At 32.4% G+C, this 18,154-nt stretch carries 17 protein-coding genes; 4 read left to right on the top strand and 13 right to left on the bottom strand.

What is annotated here, in order from left to right; genetic code table 11:
- Positions 1-27: 27 nt before the first annotated feature.
- From RMO70_RS07385 to RMO70_RS07355, 7 genes are all read right to left on the bottom strand, one after another.
- The gene (locus RMO70_RS07385) at positions 28-2,406 is read right to left on the bottom strand and encodes a TonB-dependent receptor (RefSeq protein WP_310555785.1); all 2,379 of its coding nucleotides are present in this window, start codon (positions 2,404-2,406) and stop codon (positions 28-30) included.
- 222 nt (positions 2,407-2,628) lie between these two features.
- A complete protein-coding gene (locus RMO70_RS07380) occupies positions 2,629-3,852 on the bottom strand; it encodes an NADP-dependent isocitrate dehydrogenase (RefSeq protein ID WP_310555784.1) in 1,224 nt (407 codons plus the stop codon).
- A gap of 277 nt (positions 3,853-4,129) precedes the next feature.
- Complete coding sequence (gene rplS, locus RMO70_RS07375) at positions 4,130-4,480, bottom strand: 50S ribosomal protein L19 (protein ID WP_310555783.1); 351 nt, start codon at positions 4,478-4,480, stop codon at positions 4,130-4,132.
- A gap of 163 nt (positions 4,481-4,643) precedes the next feature.
- The gene (gene trmD / locus RMO70_RS07370; RefSeq protein ID WP_310555782.1) at positions 4,644-5,321 is read right to left on the bottom strand and encodes a tRNA (guanosine(37)-N1)-methyltransferase TrmD; all 678 of its coding nucleotides are present in this window, start codon (positions 5,319-5,321) and stop codon (positions 4,644-4,646) included.
- A 143-nt stretch (positions 5,322-5,464) separates the two neighbouring features.
- Complete coding sequence (locus tag RMO70_RS07365) at positions 5,465-5,908, bottom strand: DUF1569 domain-containing protein (RefSeq protein WP_310555781.1); 444 nt, start codon at positions 5,906-5,908, stop codon at positions 5,465-5,467.
- Positions 5,909-5,983: 75 nt separating this feature from the next.
- On the bottom strand, positions 5,984-6,442 hold the full coding sequence (locus RMO70_RS07360) for a GNAT family N-acetyltransferase (RefSeq protein WP_310555780.1): 459 nt from the start codon (positions 6,440-6,442) through the stop codon (positions 5,984-5,986).
- A gap of 23 nt (positions 6,443-6,465) precedes the next feature.
- Complete coding sequence (locus RMO70_RS07355; protein ID WP_310555779.1) at positions 6,466-7,203, bottom strand: class I SAM-dependent methyltransferase; 738 nt, start codon at positions 7,201-7,203, stop codon at positions 6,466-6,468.
- Between the two features lie 297 nt (positions 7,204-7,500).
- Here RMO70_RS07355 and RMO70_RS07350 point away from each other — a divergent pair, with 297 nt between their 5' ends.
- Positions 7,501-8,433, top strand: coding sequence for a peptidylprolyl isomerase (locus RMO70_RS07350; protein ID WP_310555778.1), 933 nt, complete (start codon positions 7,501-7,503; stop codon positions 8,431-8,433).
- Between the two features lie 66 nt (positions 8,434-8,499).
- Here RMO70_RS07350 and RMO70_RS07345 read toward each other — a convergent pair whose 3' ends face one another.
- The 6 genes from RMO70_RS07345 to RMO70_RS07320 form a co-directional block, all read right to left on the bottom strand.
- Positions 8,500-8,952: a 2-dehydro-3-deoxyphosphooctonate aldolase gene (locus RMO70_RS07345; RefSeq protein WP_310555777.1), complete on the bottom strand. Its 453-nt coding sequence runs from the start codon at positions 8,950-8,952 to the stop codon at positions 8,500-8,502.
- 129 nt (positions 8,953-9,081) lie between these two features.
- Complete coding sequence (locus RMO70_RS07340) at positions 9,082-10,239, bottom strand: T9SS type A sorting domain-containing protein (protein ID WP_310555776.1); 1,158 nt, start codon at positions 10,237-10,239, stop codon at positions 9,082-9,084.
- 637 nt (positions 10,240-10,876) lie between these two features.
- Positions 10,877-11,152 (bottom strand): ATP-dependent Clp protease adaptor ClpS, encoded by a 276-nt coding sequence (locus tag RMO70_RS07335; protein WP_310555775.1) that lies wholly within the window; start codon positions 11,150-11,152, stop codon positions 10,877-10,879.
- Between the two features lie 80 nt (positions 11,153-11,232).
- The gene (gene prmA, locus RMO70_RS07330) at positions 11,233-12,066 is read right to left on the bottom strand and encodes a 50S ribosomal protein L11 methyltransferase (RefSeq protein WP_310555774.1); all 834 of its coding nucleotides are present in this window, start codon (positions 12,064-12,066) and stop codon (positions 11,233-11,235) included.
- 46 nt (positions 12,067-12,112) lie between these two features.
- Positions 12,113-14,278, bottom strand: coding sequence for a choice-of-anchor I family protein (locus tag RMO70_RS07325; RefSeq protein WP_310555773.1), 2,166 nt, complete (start codon positions 14,276-14,278; stop codon positions 12,113-12,115).
- Between the two features lie 99 nt (positions 14,279-14,377).
- Positions 14,378-14,875: an N-acetyltransferase family protein gene (locus tag RMO70_RS07320; RefSeq protein WP_310555772.1), complete on the bottom strand. Its 498-nt coding sequence runs from the start codon at positions 14,873-14,875 to the stop codon at positions 14,378-14,380.
- 76 nt (positions 14,876-14,951) lie between these two features.
- On the opposite strand from RMO70_RS07320, the gene menD reads away from it, so the two are divergent.
- From menD to RMO70_RS07305, 3 genes are all read left to right on the top strand, one after another.
- On the top strand, positions 14,952-16,619 hold the full coding sequence (gene menD, locus RMO70_RS07315; RefSeq protein WP_310555771.1) for a 2-succinyl-5-enolpyruvyl-6-hydroxy-3-cyclohexene-1-carboxylic-acid synthase: 1,668 nt from the start codon (positions 14,952-14,954) through the stop codon (positions 16,617-16,619).
- A gap of 68 nt (positions 16,620-16,687) precedes the next feature.
- Positions 16,688-17,029 (top strand): DUF2853 family protein, encoded by a 342-nt coding sequence (locus RMO70_RS07310; protein ID WP_310555770.1) that lies wholly within the window; start codon positions 16,688-16,690, stop codon positions 17,027-17,029.
- 114 nt (positions 17,030-17,143) lie between these two features.
- Positions 17,144-17,995 (top strand): S1-like domain-containing RNA-binding protein, encoded by an 852-nt coding sequence (locus RMO70_RS07305; RefSeq protein WP_310555769.1) that lies wholly within the window; start codon positions 17,144-17,146, stop codon positions 17,993-17,995.
- The last annotated feature ends 159 nt before the right edge of the window (positions 17,996-18,154 follow it).

The raw sequence follows: 18,154 nt of genomic DNA, 5'->3' as shown, positions 1-18,154 counted from the left end.
AGGTATAGTGTTATTTTTTTCATTTTATTAAAATTTAAAGTTGTAACTTACAGAAGGAACTATTCCAAAAACAGAAAATTTCACTGCTTCATTTAAGGTTGATGTTTCGTTTTGTTGAAAACTAATGGATGCTGCATTTTCACGATTGTATAAATTATAAATACTGAAAACCCACTCACTTTGCCAACCTTTGTTTTTCTCTGGTTTTGGAATATAGGTTCCAGAAATATCTAAATGATGATAGGTTGGTAATTTGTCTTGATTGCGAAGATTGTAATTAGGCACTCTAATAACTTCTTTATAGGTATATTGACTATTTGGATAGGTGGTTGGTTGCCCGGTTTGCAATGAAAAATTAGCGCCAAATGTCCATTTTTTGTTGTATTTATAGGAGCCAGTTACTGCTAGATTGTGAAGCTTGTCATAAGGTGATCGATACCATTCTCCTTTGTTTATACCTGTTTCTACAGAATTTCTTCCCATAGTTTGTTGAATTGATCGTGAAATAGTATAGGCTACCCAACCATTGAATTTACCATTGTTTTTTCGGAATAAAAACTCTAATCCATAGGAACGCATTTGACCGTTAAGTAATATTTGTTCTAATGCGTCGTTTGCAATCAAATTGGCTCCATCAATATAATCCAAACGATTTTTAATTTTTTTATAATAACTTTCTACTTCTAATGTATAGTTGCCGTCTTTAAAATTTTTGAAATAACCAACCGCAACTTGATCAGCAATTTGTGGTTTAATGTACCGATCACTTGGTGTCCAAATGTCTAGAGGAGTTGGTGATGAGGTGTTCGAGATTAATTGTAAATATTGAACCATTCGGTTGTAACTGGCTTTGATAGATTGATTTTCATTTAGCTCATAAGCTACTGAAAATCGTGGTTCTAAATTACTGAAACTTGCCATTATTTCATTTTTACCAAAATTTTTACTGCTTATTGGTGTAGCCGTTTCATAAATTTTTAATTCAGGATCAAAAAGAACAGGATTATTATTTGCATAAATATCTTCTTTGGAACTTCCTAATCGGTAGAACAAACTATAACGCAAACCATAATTTACAGCTAGTTTAGTGCTTAATTTTTGTTCTACATCAAGGTATAATGAAGGTTCTAACGCATATTTTTTGTCTAATTGTCTGAAAAGGATTCCTGATTTACTATTATTAGGTTCTAGCGTTCCTGGATTAAAGTCGTAGTATATAGCACTTGCTCCGTAGTTTAATTTTATTTCATTGTTTAAATAATGTTTGAAATCGTATTTCAAGTTGTAATTTTTGATCCCAGAATCCCAATTGAAGCCTACAAAATCTATTGTTAGTCCGTAATAGTAATCACTATAAATTAAGGATAAATTTGAAAATAATTTTTCATTATAGAGATGATTCCATCTTAAATTTAGTGTTGAATTTCCATAGGTATTTGAAAAACTTTGATCTATCGAGAAAACATCACGACCAAAATATCCTGATAAGTACAAACTATTGTTTTTATCTAATTTGTAATTCAGTTTGGTGTTCAAATCATAAAAATAGGCTGAATTTTTATTGTTAGTTAACTTTAAGAATAAATGAGCATACGAACCACGACCACCAATTAAGAAAGATCCTTTTTCTTTTACAATGGGGCCTTCGGCAAGAATTCGACTTGATATGAGTCCAATTCCACCATTCATACTAAATTTATTACTATTACCATCTTTTTGATAAATATCTAAAACGGATGATGCACGACCACCAAATCGAGCTGGTATTCCTCCTTTGTACAACTTTAAATCCTTTATGGCGTCTGGGTTAAAAACTGAAAAGAACCCAAAAACGTGTGATGAATTGTAAATAGTTGCCTCATCAAGTAAAATTAAGTTTTGATCTGCACCACCACCACGAACATTAAAACCAGATTGTCCTTCGCCAGCGTTTGTAACTCCGGGTAAAAAAAGCAATGATTTTATCACATCTACTTCTCCTAACACAACAGGCATTTGCTTTATGGTATTAATAGAAAGTTTGTTAACACTCATTTCAGGTTTGCGAATATTAAGTTTATTTTTTCCAGAAATGACTACCTCGTCGAGTTGATTTTCTTCTTCAGAGAGACTGAAATTTTTAGTTAGATTTTCAGAAAGCGAGAAATTTTCTTCACTAGACTCATAGCCTATATAGTTTATAGAAATGGTATAATCGCCTTTTGGAATTGTGATGGAATAAAACCCATATTCGTTGGTACTAGTTGAGGCATTTGCTTCAATAATATAAACATTTGCCCCAATTAGAGTCTCATTAGTTTTTGCATCTTTTACCGTTCCATTAATTGTAAATTGCTCTTGTGAATAAGAATTAAAATAACCAAAAAGGATAAGTATAAAAATATATTGGTATTTATTATATGGCATACATTAGATTTTATGATGTAAGACGTAAAAATGATACTTTTATTACAAAGTAATTGTTAAGTTTTGGTTAATTTACCTAGTTTTTAAAGATTCCTTATACAAAATAGCTAGAATTCGACTAAAATTTTAAATCAAATCTTGACTCGTTAAAATTCAAATTCTAGAGTAAAAAAAAGACAACCGCTTCCAGTTGTCTTCTTACTAAATATAATTTTAAAAAGCTTATGCTAATTTGGCATCCAAATTCTCTTTAATTGCAGCCAAAAATCCTTCGGTTGTAAGATAATCTGCATCAGTTAAACCATTTGGTTTTACTAAACTTGCTAAATCTTTGGTCATTTTTCCAGATTCAACAGTATCAATACAAACTTGTTCTAATGCACTGCAGAAATTAATCAATTCTTGATTGTTATCTAATTTACCTCTGTGCTCTAAACCTCTTGTCCAAGCAAAAATCGAAGCAATTGGGTTGGTTGATGTAGCTTTTCCTTTTTGGTGTTCTCTAAAGTGACGTGTTACAGTTCCATGAGCCGCTTCTGCTTCAACTGTTTTTCCATCAGGCGTTACTAAAACAGAAGTCATTAATCCTAAAGATCCAAAACCTTGAGCTACCGTATCAGATTGTACATCGCCATCATAATTTTTACAAGCCCAAACAAATCCACCACTCCATTTCATTACCGAAGCAACCATATCATCAATAAGACGGTGTTCGTATGTCATTCCGTTTTTGTCAAATTCTGCTTTGTATGTCGATTGATATACTTCTTCAAAAATATCTTTGAAACGACCATCATAGGCTTTCAAAATGGTGTTTTTAGTAGATAAATACAAAGGCCATTTTTTAGTCAATGCCATTTGGAAAGAGGAATGAGCGAATCCATAAATAGATTCATCATTATTATACATCGCCATTGCTACGCCATCGCCTTCATAATCATATACATCCCAAGTTTGTGTTTCTCCAACTTCAGGAACAAAAGTCATTGTTAATTTTCCTTTTCCTTTAATAACAGTATCAGTAGCTTTGTATTGATCTCCAAAAGCGTGACGACCTATAACAATAGGTTTGGTCCAACCTTGAACATATCTTGGAACATTGCTCATAATAATAGGCTCACGAAAAACAGTTCCGCCTACAATATTACGAATGGTTCCGTTTGGAGATTTCCACATTTTAGAAAGATTAAATTCTTTCACACGATCTTCATCAGGGGTAATGGTAGCGCATTTGATACCTACATTGTATTTTTTGATAGCCTCAGCTGAATCAATTGTAATTTGATCTTTTGTTGCTTCACGAGATTCGATACCCAAATCATAATATTTGATATCCAAATCCAGATATGGAAGAATTAATTGTTCTTTAATAAAACTCCAAATAATTCTCGTCATCTCATCGCCATCTAGTTCTACAACTGGATTAGCTACTTTTATTTTTACCATAATGTATAATTTGTATTGTTTTTTTGCGGAGACAAATATAAGAAATCAATTCTAAAAAATAAAGGTTCCATTACGATATCTATTGTTTTGTGGATTTCTTAAAATTGAAACATATAATTGTCAAATTTGTAAAAAGTTGATTTTTTTTTAATCAACAGAGTAATTTTAAATAAAAAGATAGCCTTTTAATAAAAAGATAGCCTTTTAATAAAATGATGTAAAAAAAATCCCGAATTCAATTTCTTGATTCGGGATTCTATATTTCAAAATAAATGAATTATCTTCTTTTATCTCTGATTTTTGCTTTTTTACCAGTAAGTTCTCTAAAGTAGAAAATTCTAGCTCTACGAACATGACCTTTTTTGTTGATTTCAATTTTTTGCAAAGCAGGTAAATTCACCGGGAAAATACGCTCCACTCCAACTGCACCTGACATTTTACGAATTGTAAAAGTTTCAGTATTTCCTGAACCTCTTCTTTGTATTACAACACCTTTAAAAAACTGTGTTCTAGTTTTTTCACCCTCTTTAATTTCGTAATAAACGGTGATAGTATCTCCAGCTGCATAAACAGGGAAATCTTTTCTTGTTACAAACTCGTCTTGAACGAATTTCATTAAATCTGCCATGATAATTTTTTTAATTATGGTTTTAAATCAGAGCAACATTCACGGATTTCGCCAGAGGTTGGTCTAAGTGGGTGCAAAAGTAGATAATAATTATGAATTATAAATTATAAATTATGAATTATTTAAAAATAAATAATATTCACTGAACACTGATTACGGAATACTATTCCTCTAGCAAATCTGGTCGTCTATTCTTAGTATGTTCATACGCCATATCTTCGCGCCATTTGTCAATTTTGGCAAAGTTTCCGCTAGTCAAAACCTCTGGAACTTTCCAACCTCTATAATCTGCTGGTCGAGTATATATAGGGCCAGATAACAAATTATCCTGAAAACTATCTGTTAACGCTGAGGTTTCGTCACTTAAAACACCAGGAATCAATCGTATTAAAGCATCGCATAAAACCAAAGCGCCTAATTCTCCGCCAGATAAAACATAATCTCCAATCGAGATTTCTCTAGTTATAAAATGATCTCGAACACGCTGATCCACACCTTTATAATGTCCACAAAGAATTATAATATTACCCAACATCGACATGGTGTTTGCCATTTTTTGATTTAAAGTTTCGCCATCAGGTGTCATATAAATCACTTCGTCATAGGTTCTTTCGGATTTCAAGAAAGTAATACAATCATCAATAGGCTGTACATTCATAACCATTCCTGCACCACCGCCATACGGATAATCATCTACTGATTTCTGCCTGTTAGTCGTATAATCACGTAAATTATGAAAATGAACTTCCACCAAACCCTTGTCAATAGCACGTTTCATAATCGATGCCTCAAACGGACTTCGCAACAATTCAGGTAAAACAGTAATAATATCTATGCGCATAATTTTAAGTTTCAAAACGCAAAGATACAAAGTTTTTTTTGGAGCTATTTACTTCGTCAGTTCGCTTCGCTCGTGTCCTGCTGTACGTTACAATCTTTTGATTTTTAAAGAAAAAATCAAAAGGATTTTCACTGCCATCAGGCCTAAACCCTAAACTGACGCAAATGATGATCTACGTGATTCCACATTAATTTGTTCCAATCTTCATAATTCATTTTTCCCCAAAAAGGATGATCAGTAATTTTTATCGATTGATGCCCTTCGGCAAAACGGCTAAAGTTTTTAACCAATTCCTTTTTAGAAGTTTCAAAATCATAGTTGTCAGTAAAAATAAATTCTTTGGCAGTTGGACTATTTCTTTTGAACTCGGAATTGAAAACCTTATTTTTCAACATTCTTCCAAGCAGTCTCATAAAAAAATTAACCTTAACAGTATTTTCGCCAAAAGCTACAATAAGGGCTTCGTTAGTGTGTTTGAACATTTGATCCACATTCATTTTTCCCCAAACGGCTTGGCTTTCTGGAGTTAGTTTGTGTATTCTAGCAATTATTTCTTGATTGTCTTTTGTATTAAAAATACTTTTCATAATTATTTTTTTGTTGTTGTTTTTAGTGAAAACACTATTGTGTTTTTTATTTTTAAATGTTTGGTTATAAAATAATTACAAATACAATTCCATTTGAATATCGGCTCTAGAATAATCAGTTTCTGTCAATGGAGTTTCTACAAAACCAAACTTTTTGTATAAATTTAGTGCAATCTGTAATTTTGTACTTGACATCAGCATAATGGTTGTTGCTTTTTTTTCTTTGGCAAAAGCAATGCAAGTATCCATCAATAAATTGCTTAATTTTTGACCTTGATATTTTTTATCTACTGCTAATTTAGCCAGTTCAAAAGTAGTGGCATTTATTTTTTGCATAGCAACAGTTCCTACAACTTCATTGTCTATTATACAAAAGAAAATTTCACCACCAGGGTTCAATATGACTTCTTCAATATTATCAAACACCTCAATATCGTGAGGTTCGACAAAAAAAAACTCTTCAAGCCAAGCCTTGTTTAAAGCAATAAAATTATTTTTGTATTGTGGATTGTAAGTAATTATTTCAGTTTTCATTCGTATTAAAAATATTTTTAAAGTTATTGTTTTTTTATTGCTGCTATGGCAAACACCATCGGAATTTTGTTTCCAAAATGTTTGATTCTGAATTTCCCCATTTCAAATTCTTCGGTTTGGTTAAAGCAATTATAAGGAGAATAATCGAATTCTTGGAACGAATTAATTTCCAACCCAGAAGCAATCAACGCATTCAAAACTTCGCTCGTTGGGTGATTCCAAGTGATGGTTTTTGCTTCAATGTCAGAATATCTATCGGCATAGGTTCCTGATTCGTCTTCCACAATGGGTTCAGTGTTGAAATAATTATAGAAAACTTCCTTAAAATCGTTGTCAAACATCCAAACTACTGGGTGAAAATCTGCCATTATAAATTTGCCATTTGGTTTCAAGAATTGTGAAACTATGTTTGCCCATTTGGTTAAATCTGGCAACCAACCAATGGTGCCGTAGCTGGTAAAAACAATATCGAATTTTTCGTTCAAATGGTTTAGCAAATCGTAAATATCACAACAAATAAAAGTTGCATCAAGATGAAGCTGTGTTGTAAATTCATTTGCCTTTGCAATGGCTTTGTCCGATAAATCGACACCAGTAACTTTGGCGCCAAGTCGAGCTAATGACACTGAATCTTGCCCAAAATGACATTGTAGATGCAATATTTTTTTGTTGGAAACATCACCTAAAATTTCTAATTCGATGGCATTTAAAGTCGATTTTCCGTTTAAAAAAACTTTGGTTATCGTAAAATTCCGAAGCAATATGTACCTCGGTTTTGTTGTTCCAAGTTTGTTTGTTTATGTTGATGTAATCTTCCATTTTTGAAATGTTGATAGAATTTAAAACTTGAATTATAGCCCTGATAGAGGCAATATCCTTTTTCTCGTCAGTTCGAGTTCCTCGCTTTTTCAGCGAGGAGTATCGAGAACACGGGAAAAAGATAAAGCCGAAAGCAGGTGTAATATTGAAAGGAAACGATATTGTTGTGCTTCTAAAATAACCATTTCAAATCTACTATTTATTTTGTAAATTTGCACTTCAAAAATAAAATTATCAAAATGGAAAACGGAATATACGCAAAATTTAACACTACAAAAGGTGCTATTTTAGTAAGATTAACACACGATTTAACTCCAGGAACAGTTGGAAACTTTGTGGCACTTGCTGAAGGAAACTTGGAAAACAAAGTAAAACCGCAAGGAACACCATATTATGATGGATTGACTTTTCACAGAGTAATTCCTGATTTTATGATTCAAGGTGGTTGCCCACAAGGTACAGGAACTGGTGGTCCAGGGTATAGTTTTGACGATGAGTTTCACCCAACATTAAAACACAATAAGCCAGGTATTTTGGCGATGGCAAATTCAGGACCAGCAAGTAATGGTTCTCAATTTTACATCACACACGTTTCTACCGATTGGTTGGATAACAAACATACGGTTTTTGGAGAAGTGGTTGAAGGTCAAGATGTGGTTGATGCTGTGGAAGGAAATGATATTCTGGAAACTTTAGAAATTTTGAGAGTAGGGGCAGAAGCAGAAAAGTGGAATGCTGTGGAAGCTTTTAGAACTTTTGAAGGTTCTCGTGCCAAGCGTGAAGCTGCAGAACGTGATGCTGCAGAAGCAAAAATGGAACAACTAGCTGCTGGTTTTGATAAAACAGAAAGTGGACTTCGTTATAAAATGATTCAGAAAGGTTCTGGAAAAAAAGCAGAGAATGGCAAAACAGTTTCTGTGCATTATGAAGGATCTTTAGAGTCTGGAAAAGTTTTTGATTCGTCGTATCCTCGCAAGAAACCTATCGATTTCAGATTAGGTCAAGGTCAAGTTATTGAAGGTTGGGACGAAGGTATTGCTTTGTTGCAAGTAGGTGACAAGGCTCGTTTTGTGATTCCAGCCCATTTAGGCTACGGTTCTCGTGGTGCTGGTGGTGCTATTCCGCCAAATGCTACATTGATTTTTGATGTGGAATTGATGGACGTTAAGTAATAATATTAGATTTTTTGATATTAAATATAATCCCAAAAGCGAAAGTTTTTGGGATTTTTTTTTTGTCTATTTTCGAATCGAAAAACCCAGAGGAATCATTAATTCGCCTTTTTCAAATTTGTTGATGTAAAGCAATATTGGTTTTTTTTGTCCTTCCCAAGTGATTTCAAAAGTATCAATTGTACCAGCACCCATTTCGGTTTTTTGGGTTGGAAACGGACAACAAGCATCTTTTTGTGTGAATTTAATTTTCTCTCCATTTGGACCAGCCAAAGCATTCAGAAAACGGATTTGATTATTAAATCCATCTTCTACTGAAGTAAAACCGACGTTTACTGGGTAATCTTCGTTGTAGGCATATTTTTTATCTTTTGCCATTTTGGTAACTACAAAACTACCAAAAGCCTCATTCAATGCTGGACCAGGAATTGAATCGTCGATATTTTTTATAGTTGATTTGGTACTGATGCACGATGACATTACTATAATGGCTAAACTGCTAATGATTGTTTTTTTCATTATTTAAATCTTTTTGTTCAAAGTAACAAATATAGGTAGATTACTATTGTTTTTGCGAGTTATCATACTTATTCCCTTATTTTACTAGCCACATTAATGATTTTTCTGGTATTAAGAAATAATATTTTATTACGTCTTCACAATTTTAAAAGTATTATTTCCAATATTTAAAAAGTAAATATTTGGACTTAAGGTAGAAATATCAATTCTTTGACTAGCTTCAGTTAGTTCTCCATTCAATACAACTTGTCCTGTAACCGAAATAATACTGTAAGAAGAGTTTTCTATGAAATTAATATTGTTAATAGTTATTGCAGATTCTGTAGGGTTAGGATAAATAGAAAATCCTGTCTTATTAAAAGAATCAGAAGATAAAGGATTAATTTGTCCATCAATATCATATTTTGAGAAGAAATCCCATATTCTAATAGAAGCATTTTCTCGAAGTCCAGCAGTAGTGATTCTTGGCCATTCATGGCCTCTTCCGCCAATTTCTATAAATTCAACTGTAGCCCCGTTTTCTCCGCCATTATAAACCTTCCGTGTACTAACTGAATTTATATTTGTTACACTTGGCGTAGTAGTTGTGTTGTTGAAATTTATCCAATAATTAAAAACGTTACTTAGAGCAGTTCCGCCATTTCCACCTGCAATAGGTATTACTGTATCATTTGATCCTGTAATTTGCATAACAGGCATTTGGTGTTGTGGATTACAAGTTGGATTACTACCAGTTATCCAAGATGGATTCATACTTCCGGCAACAGAAGCAATAGCAGCTATTTTATCACTTAACTCGCAAGCTAACTTGTAGCTAAAAAAACCACCATTAGAAAATCCTGCTGCATAAACTTTCTTCGGATTAATACTATAATTTAAAGCAATTCTATCAATTAAACTTCTTGTAAATCCTATATCGTCTGCACTACCTCCAAAACTCAAACCTATATTCCAACCTGCTAGAGTCCCCAGTCCTTGAGGAATAGCGTAAATGAAGTTATTAGCATCTGCAAGAGCTTGCATTTGCGAATCATTGAACATGGTACTAATATTATTTGTAAAACCGTGAAAAAGTAATACAAGTGGTGCAGGTTGAGCACTATTATAATTGACTGGAATATAAATTGCATATACTCTATTTCCAGAGGTATGTTGCAATTGTTGACCTGTTAAGTATTGTCCTTGTCCATTATTTTGACCGAAGGACATATTAGATGTCAGTGTCATTAAAGCAAAGAACAAAATAGCGATATTGATTTTCACCAAAAGGATTGTTTTTAATTTCATTGTGTAGTTTTGATCGTTCATTCAAAACTAAAGCATTTTGTATCAATATGAAAATTTAACATGTTAAAACAATGTTAATGAAAGCATTCGCTTTAGTTGTTTTGATGCACGTCATTCAATTTCTATTCATAAATTATGCCTTTCAAGACTATTTATTTATAACAATTTAAAAGATTAAAAAAAAAGACATCAATGGTCTTTCAATAAAAATTAGGGAAATAGAAAAGGAAAATTTTTAATATTGGATTGGAGGATTAATTTTTGGATTAGCTTGGGGACTTGTTGATTCCAGCTCTGGATCAATTTTTATAGTAATAGGTACTGGTTTTATGAGTATTGAAATTATTAGTTGGAGCACTTTTAGGACTTTTATTGGTCTCAAAAATAGTTGAAACTATGCACTTTAGTGAATTTTCCTTTTTAGATTCTAGAAATCTAAACACGAATTTGCTTCGTCAGTCGCACCAGGCTGACACTCTCAGTCTGCATAACTAAAGCACAATGGACTGGAAGTCAATTGTGCTTTAGTTATGCAGTTATGAAAGATAAATTACTTCATTAATTCTACGGATTCAGTTTTAATATTATAGATAGCCAATAAATTTATGTTGATTGTATATAGAAACGGGTGAAATAATTATATAATCTCAGCACTCAAGCCTGCTTCTAACAAAGAAGAACATTGAGGTTTCAATTCATCAAGAGAACCTGTTTTTACCGTACATTTTCCTTTATAATGTACTAGTAATGCGCATTGTTCGGCTTGTAGCTCGTCGTGTTTGCAAACTCGAATTAAAGTTTCAATAACGTGATCAAAAGTGTTTACATCGTCATTGAATAACACAATTTCGTTGTTAATTGCAACAGCTTCTTTGGTGGAAGTCCTTTCTTTTGTTTTTTCTATTGTAGCCATTTTCTTTTGATTTTTAGACTATTTGATTTTTAGATTATTAGACGTTAAGACTTTACGACATTTGACTTTCAGACTTAACGCTAATTTACATATTTTAATGATACCCAATTGTTTCTGTTTAGTTTTTTTACAAATTTCAATCCTTTTTCGGTGCAAGACGCATCAATAAAAGGGATATCTTCTTCATAAAAACCACTAAAAAGAATGGTTCCTTTTGGGTTTAAACAATCAACATAGGTTTGCATATCATTTAGTAAAATATTTCTATTGATGTTGGCAATAATCAAATCATATTTTTTGTCTTTCAATAACACTGCATCACCTTCATAGACTGAAATGTGTTTGCAATTATTTCGTTCGGCATTTTCAATCGAATTGAGATAACACCAGTTGTCAATATCAATGGCATCTATAGGTTGAGCACCTTTCATTTCGGCTAAAATGGCTAAAATAGCGGTTCCGCAACCCATATCTAGTGTTTTCATTCCTGCGACATTGGTTTCTAGCAAATGCTGAATCATCATATGTGTCGTTTCGTGATGACCAGTTCCAAAACTCATTTTTGGTTCGATTATAATATCAAATTTTGCATCAGTTTTTGGGTGAAAAGGTGCTCGAACGTGGCATAAACCATCTACTTCGATGGCTTCAAAGTTTTTTTCCCATTCTTCGTTCCAGTTTACTTGTTCAATTTCTTCAAAAGTGTACGAAATTTTAAATTCTGGGTTTTCTAAAATAGAAATATCTTCAAGAATATCAGCAGTCCAAAGTGATTTTTGAACAAATGCCGAAAAGCCATTCTCGGTTTCGATGAAACTTTCAAATGGTTTTTCACCTAATTCAGCAATTAATATTTCCGAACCTAACTCTTTTGGTGCAACAGAAAAATGATATCCTATATATACGTTTGACATAAATGGTAAATTTCTGCAAAGGTAATACTATCTCAGGATTGAAAAATTATTTCACAACTAGTTTTTTTACAATTCCCTCAGAAGTTTTTACAATATAAATACCTGCTGAAAGTTTTGATGTTTCAATGGTTAAAGCTTCTTTTTCGGATTGGACTAGTTTTCCTGAGAAATCGAACAACTCATAAGTAGCAATTCTATTAAAATATAAAATTCCTTTTTCGTTTGGATTCGGAAAAATAACAAAGGTTTTTGGTTCGTTTTCAAAACTATTAGTACTTAAAGTAGAGGTGTTCACTTCAAATAATGAAATGGTACCGCTTATTTCATTGGCAACAGCTAGATAATTTTTATTATTTGGACTGTCTGTGGCTTTAATAAATGTAACTCCTTCCGGGCCATTGTCACCACCAAATGCAGAAACTATTCTGCTGTTTTTATAATCTACAAATTTAGCATCATTTGGGTTGGTAATATCATAAACCATAACGCCTCCAACTCTTTCTAATGATATAAAAGCAAAAGTTTTCCCACCCAATTCAGCTAAAACAATTCCTTCTGGTTCTGGACCTTTGGCACGACTTCTTCCTTTTTTGATATTATCAGAATGATCTGTGTTAAAAATAGTGCTTAACGCCGGAGTTAAGGCTGTATATCTTTCAAAATCATCACCACTATCGTAAGTAATTGTTTTGGTATTGGCATTAAAAATAGAAAAAGAACGACTTCCTACAGAATATATTTGTTCAAATTCAGGGTCAGCATCCGTATTTCCTTTTAGGTTTGTAACTCTCATTCTTCCTGCATTGTTGCTTGATTTTAAAACTGCGGCATTTGGAAAAATAGAGGCATCTAAAAGGAATGTGGCAGCTCCAATAGTTGTTCTTTCATTAAGTGCGGTTCCATATTCTTTTTCGTCACCTTCATTTGCAGTAACCAAATAGTTGGTTCCACCCACCGAATAATTGGCAACAGCATCAGGGATATAATATGATTTTATAGGCCAATTGGCTATTAATACTTCTCCGTTATTGTCAGAAATATCCATTCCTTTACCAGGAATGCTAACATCTTTGGTTCCTAAAGCCCATACATCAACATAGGTGTTGTTTGTCAAATTTATTTCTGCAATGGCATTATTTTCTTGAATGGTTACCCAAGCCTTTTGAGAATCGGCACTTATGGTGATATATTCTGGTTCAAAATCTTGAGATAAAGTACTACTGGACTTTGTTTTGCGAATTCCAGAAGCTATCAAACTGTTTTCTTGGGAATTGTATCCTGTGAAAAATAAAGTAGTAACATTGGCTTGAGTTAAACCAAAAATTCCTCCAGAAACATCAATTATAGATACTGAACCTTCTGGATCAATTGAGTAAGTTAAATTTGGCTGACCTTCATTAGCGGTTAAAACCTTATTTCCATCTGGAGTAAATGTAATCATATCTGGCAATGTGCCAACTGTTAACTGTTTTAAGAAAGTTCCACTGGTATCAAAAAAAACGACAGAACCATCCAATTGTTCGTTGGCATTTGGAGAAGCTACTGCAACAACTCCGTTTTTAACAGCAACACTTGTTATTCCACCATAAGGAGTCATATCTATTGAATTTATTAGACTTAAACTGCTTGGATTGGCAAAATTAATAATTTCTAATTTTTTTGAAATCGCACTAATGGTAAACAATTTTTGAGAAATAGGATCGTGAACTACAATTTCGCAAGTGCTTACGCCAGCACCAGAAGGATCAAAACTGCCAACATAATCTAATTGGATATCATTATTTGGAACTGGAGCAACAGTTTCATTATCTTTAATATAAATTGTGGCTAAAGGATTTCCAGAAATTGTCATTCCTGTTGGCGATTCTAAACTCAATACAAAATATTCTGAATGTTGTTCTAGTTGATTGTCATCAATAATAGGAATAGTAATAGTTTGAGTGGTTGCGCTTCCCGTGGTAAAATTTAAAGTTTGTGTTGCTAAGGTAAAATCGGCTGCATTGGCAGTGCTAAAAGGAGCAGTTTTAACAACCAGATTTACAGATGATGTAGTTGGATTTACTAAATTTAAAGCAACATTTAAAATCCCTTGATTTTCATTGGTTACAATAAAATTAGAGGCAAATGAAATAGTTTGTCCCCAAGAATAAGTAATTGAAAATATAAAAAGAAATAAAAGTAAACTTCTTTTTAGGGTGTAAAATTTTGACATAATAGTTTATTTATTGTTTTAACAAATTTCTACTATGTATTTTTTTAAATGATTAATTTATGATGAACAAATAATTAAGAATTTATAATTTATATTAATTTACTCCAACATCAATTGCATAAAAACCGAATGCAACCAACGGTCAAATTTAAAACCAGAGTCTTTAATGGTCCCAACAATTTTAAAACCAAATTTTTTATGAAAAGCGATGCTACTTACATTTTCGGAATCGATAACCCCAATCATTGTGTGTAGTTTTTGTTCTTTTGCTAATGCAATTAATGCAGTCATCAATAACTTGCCAACACCTTTTCCAATGGCATTTGGGTGCGCATAAACTGAATGCTCGATAGTATATTTGTATGCTTCTCTGAAACGAAATTCGCTATAATAACCAAAACCAACAACTTCTTGATTTTCGATAGCTACAACAATAGGGAATCCTTTTTTGAGTTTATCATCAAAGATACTTATTTGAGTTTGTAAACTTCTAGGTTCATAATCATAAAGTGCTGACGAGTTTAAAATGTTGTAATTAATAATTTCTAAAATAGCTTGTATATCTTCTATTTTATAAGGTCTAATTTGTATGTTCATATATAAGAATTTTCGATGTAAATGTATAAAAAACCTTTTCAACTTTGTACCTTTGTGACTCTGTTATTCAAAGAAAATGATATACCCAAAAATACCTTTAGCCCAAAGCATTATCGAAATTCTCAAAGCTAAAGACCTTCATCATATTGTAATTTCACCAGGGTCTAGAAATGCACCTTTAACTATTGGTTTTACTAACAATCCTGCTTTCAAATGTTACAGTATTGCTGACGAACGCTGTGCTGCTTTTTTTGCATTGGGATTAGCGCAACAATTGCAAAAACCCGTTGCAGTTCTTTGTACATCTGGCTCGGCTTTGCTGAATTATTATCCAGGATTTGCCGAAGCTTTTTACAGTCAAATTCCGCTTGTAGTAATTTCGGCAGACAGACCTCAAAACAAGATTGATATTGGCGATGGACAAACCATTCGACAGGAAAATGTATTTGTCAATCACAGTTTGTACAATGCAAATTTGAATGAAGAAGCTTCAAAGGAAAATGATTTCAAAATTCAAGAAGCAATTCATTTGGCTGTGACCAAGAAAGGACCAGTACATATTAACGTTCCATTTGAAGAACCTTTGTATGAAACTGTAGAAACGCTTTCGGTTGTACCAAATTTCATCTCCTTTTCTTCGGAAAAAAAATCAGTTGAAAATCTGGATGTTTTTGTAAACCAATGGAATCAAGCCAAAAAGAAACTCATTCTGATAGGTGGATGCGATCCGAATTTTATGGAGCAATCTATTTTAAATAAATTAGGTGAAGATGCATCGGTTATAGTAATGACTGAAGTGACTTCCAATGTGCATCATCCTAATTTTATTACTAACATAGATACCATAATCACGCCTTTTTTGGAAGAAGATTTTAAAACATTTCAACCAGAAATTTTAATGACAATGGGAGGAATGGTAGTTTCCAAACGAATAAAAGCGTTCTTACGAAAATACCAGCCACAACAACACTGGCATATTGACGAACTTCGTGCTTATGATACTTTTGATTGTTTGACAAAACATTTTGAAGTGTCACCAAATGTTTTTTTAAAAGCATTTTTACCAAAAACGAATACTATAGAAAGCAATTACTTATCCTCAATTTTAGAAGTAAGAGCGTTTAGAACTGAAAAATCAGTTGACTATTTATCTAAAATTCGATTTTCAGATTTTAAGGCTTTTGATATCATACTACCAATGCTTTCAAAAAATTCTCAATTACAAATAAGCAATAGTTCGCCTATTAGATATACACAACTGTTTGAAATTGATTCATCTATTGAAGTATTTTGTAATCGAGGCACTAGCGGAATTGATGGAAGCACTTCAACTGCAATTGGTGCAGCTGTAGCTTCTGGCAAAGAAACAGTTCTAATTACAGGCGATATTGGTTTTCTATATGATAGTAATGGGTTGTGGAATAATTATATACCTAAAAACTTCAAAATTATTTTACTCAATAATGGTGGTGGTGGTATTTTTAGAATTTTACCTGGCCATCAGGAAAATATAACGTTTAATACCTTTTTTGAAACTTCTCATTGTTTAACTGCGAAACATTTAGCAAAAATGTATGGTTTTCAATATGAAATTGCAAGTTCAGAACAGTCATTAATTCAAGGATTGAATAATTTTATAGATGCCTCACAGCCAGTAATTTTAGAAATTTTCACTCCTTCCAAATGCAATAATTCTATTCTGTTAAATTATTTTAAATATCTAACTAATATTAATGATATTTAGCAAATATTAACATAACGAAGTAATAAATTAACTACATTTGAGTTAATAATAATAACAAAATAACTATTATGAGCAAAAGAGATGAACTTATCGCTGTATATGCAGCAGATTTAAAAGAAAAATGTGGGCACACAGCTGATATGGCTTTGTTGACAAAAGTAACTGTAGGTTGCGGTCCTTCAATTTACAATAAAGATGCGGCTACTGTAGCAGGAAGCCAGCAATCGGAATTAGATACTGTAAAAAACAATTTTTTAATAAAAAAATTAGGTTTAAAAGATGGAGCTGATTTAGATAAAGGAATCGAAGCGGTAATGGAAAAATACGGTAAATCAAACAGGAATAAATATAGAGCAGTAATTTATTACTTATTAACACTACATTTTAAAAAAGAAAGTGTTTATAAATAGTAATTCCATTTCTTGAAAATTATTTAAGCGTTTTATAATTGAAACGCTTTTTTTTGTTTTAGTTCTTCATAAACTTTTAAACTTTGTACCTTTGCGTTTTGAAATAATACTAAAATGATTGAAATAGGAAAATACAACACATTAATGATTCTTCGAGAAACCAAAGTTGGTTTGTATTTGGGTTTGCCAGAAGAAAATAAAGATCCAAGTAAAGATGTATTGTTGCCCATTAAATACATACCTAAAGCTTACGAAATAGGTGAGGAACTAGTTGTATTTGTTTATCTAGATCATGAGGAAAGACCAGTTGCAACAACATTAGAACCTTATATTTTTTTGAATGAGTTTGCACTTTTGAGAGTAAATTATGTCAATCAAATAGGAGCTTTTATGGATTGGGGTATGGAAAAAGACATTCTGGTTCCATTTAGAGAGCAAGCTCGACCTATGGAAAAAGGAAAGCGTTATTTGGTTTATCTTTATATGGATGAAAAAACAAATCGATTGGTATGTTCTAGCAAAACCAATCAGTTTTTGAATAACGACAATATTTCTGTCGAAAATGGCGAAGAAGTAGATCTAATTGTTTCTCATATTACGGAAGTAGGCATAAATGTTATCATCAATGAAAAACACAAAGGATTGCTTTATAAAAATGAAGTCTATGATGATTTGCGAACAGGAGATAGAATTGTTGGTTACATAAAAAATATTCGCCCTGATGGAAAAATTGATGTATCGGCAACAAAGTTAGGTTTCGAAAAAGTAGAGCCAAGTGCACAACTCATTTTGGATGAGCTTAAAGCCAGTCGAGGTTTTCTCCGTTTGAACGATGATTCGCATCCAGAAGACATAAAAACGGTATTAAAAATGAGTAAAAAAACCTTCAAAAAAGCCATTGGAACTTTATACAAGGAGAAATTGATTGAAATAAAAGACGATGGAATTTATTTGATAAAAGAATAAAATAAAAAATGCCAACTTTTTTAGACTGCCCCCAAAAAGTTAGACACTATTTGGGGGTATTTTTATGGGAAGAAAAGTCAAATATGATTACACATTTAAACTCGAATGTGTAAAATTAGTAGTAGAGAAACATTATTCTTGTAATTATGTTTCCGCTCA

The organism is Flavobacterium sp. (assembly GCF_031422135.1).
GTDB lineage: Bacteria > Bacteroidota > Bacteroidia > Flavobacteriales > Flavobacteriaceae > Flavobacterium.
This window is presented reverse-complemented; position numbering and strand designations above follow the sequence as displayed.

Excerpts from the sequence above, each read along its gene's own strand:
- RMO70_RS07385 (WP_310555785.1), bottom strand. The coding sequence starts at position 2,406 with ATGCCATATAATAAATACCAATATATTTTTATACTTATCCTTTTTGGT.
- RMO70_RS07380 (WP_310555784.1), bottom strand. The coding sequence starts at position 3,852 with ATGGTAAAAATAAAAGTAGCTAATCCAGTTGTAGAACTAGATGGCGAT.
- rplS (WP_310555783.1), bottom strand. The coding sequence starts at position 4,480 with ATGGCAGATTTAATGAAATTCGTTCAAGACGAGTTTGTAACAAGAAAA.
- trmD (WP_310555782.1), bottom strand. The coding sequence starts at position 5,321 with ATGCGCATAGATATTATTACTGTTTTACCTGAATTGTTGCGAAGTCCG.
- RMO70_RS07365 (WP_310555781.1), bottom strand. The coding sequence starts at position 5,908 with ATGAAAAGTATTTTTAATACAAAAGACAATCAAGAAATAATTGCTAGA.
- RMO70_RS07360 (WP_310555780.1), bottom strand. The coding sequence starts at position 6,442 with ATGAAAACTGAAATAATTACTTACAATCCACAATACAAAAATAATTTT.
- RMO70_RS07350 (WP_310555778.1), top strand. The coding sequence starts at position 7,501 with ATGGAAAACGGAATATACGCAAAATTTAACACTACAAAAGGTGCTATT.
- RMO70_RS07345 (WP_310555777.1), bottom strand. The coding sequence starts at position 8,952 with ATGAAAAAAACAATCATTAGCAGTTTAGCCATTATAGTAATGTCATCG.
- RMO70_RS07340 (WP_310555776.1), bottom strand. The coding sequence starts at position 10,239 with ATGAAATTAAAAACAATCCTTTTGGTGAAAATCAATATCGCTATTTTG.
- RMO70_RS07335 (WP_310555775.1), bottom strand. The coding sequence starts at position 11,152 with ATGGCTACAATAGAAAAAACAAAAGAAAGGACTTCCACCAAAGAAGCT.
- prmA (WP_310555774.1), bottom strand. The coding sequence starts at position 12,066 with ATGTCAAACGTATATATAGGATATCATTTTTCTGTTGCACCAAAAGAG.
- RMO70_RS07325 (WP_310555773.1), bottom strand. The coding sequence starts at position 14,278 with ATGTCAAAATTTTACACCCTAAAAAGAAGTTTACTTTTATTTCTTTTT.
- RMO70_RS07320 (WP_310555772.1), bottom strand. The coding sequence starts at position 14,875 with ATGAACATACAAATTAGACCTTATAAAATAGAAGATATACAAGCTATT.
- menD (WP_310555771.1), top strand. The coding sequence starts at position 14,952 with ATGATATACCCAAAAATACCTTTAGCCCAAAGCATTATCGAAATTCTC.
- RMO70_RS07310 (WP_310555770.1), top strand. The coding sequence starts at position 16,688 with ATGAGCAAAAGAGATGAACTTATCGCTGTATATGCAGCAGATTTAAAA.
- RMO70_RS07305 (WP_310555769.1), top strand. The coding sequence starts at position 17,144 with ATGATTGAAATAGGAAAATACAACACATTAATGATTCTTCGAGAAACC.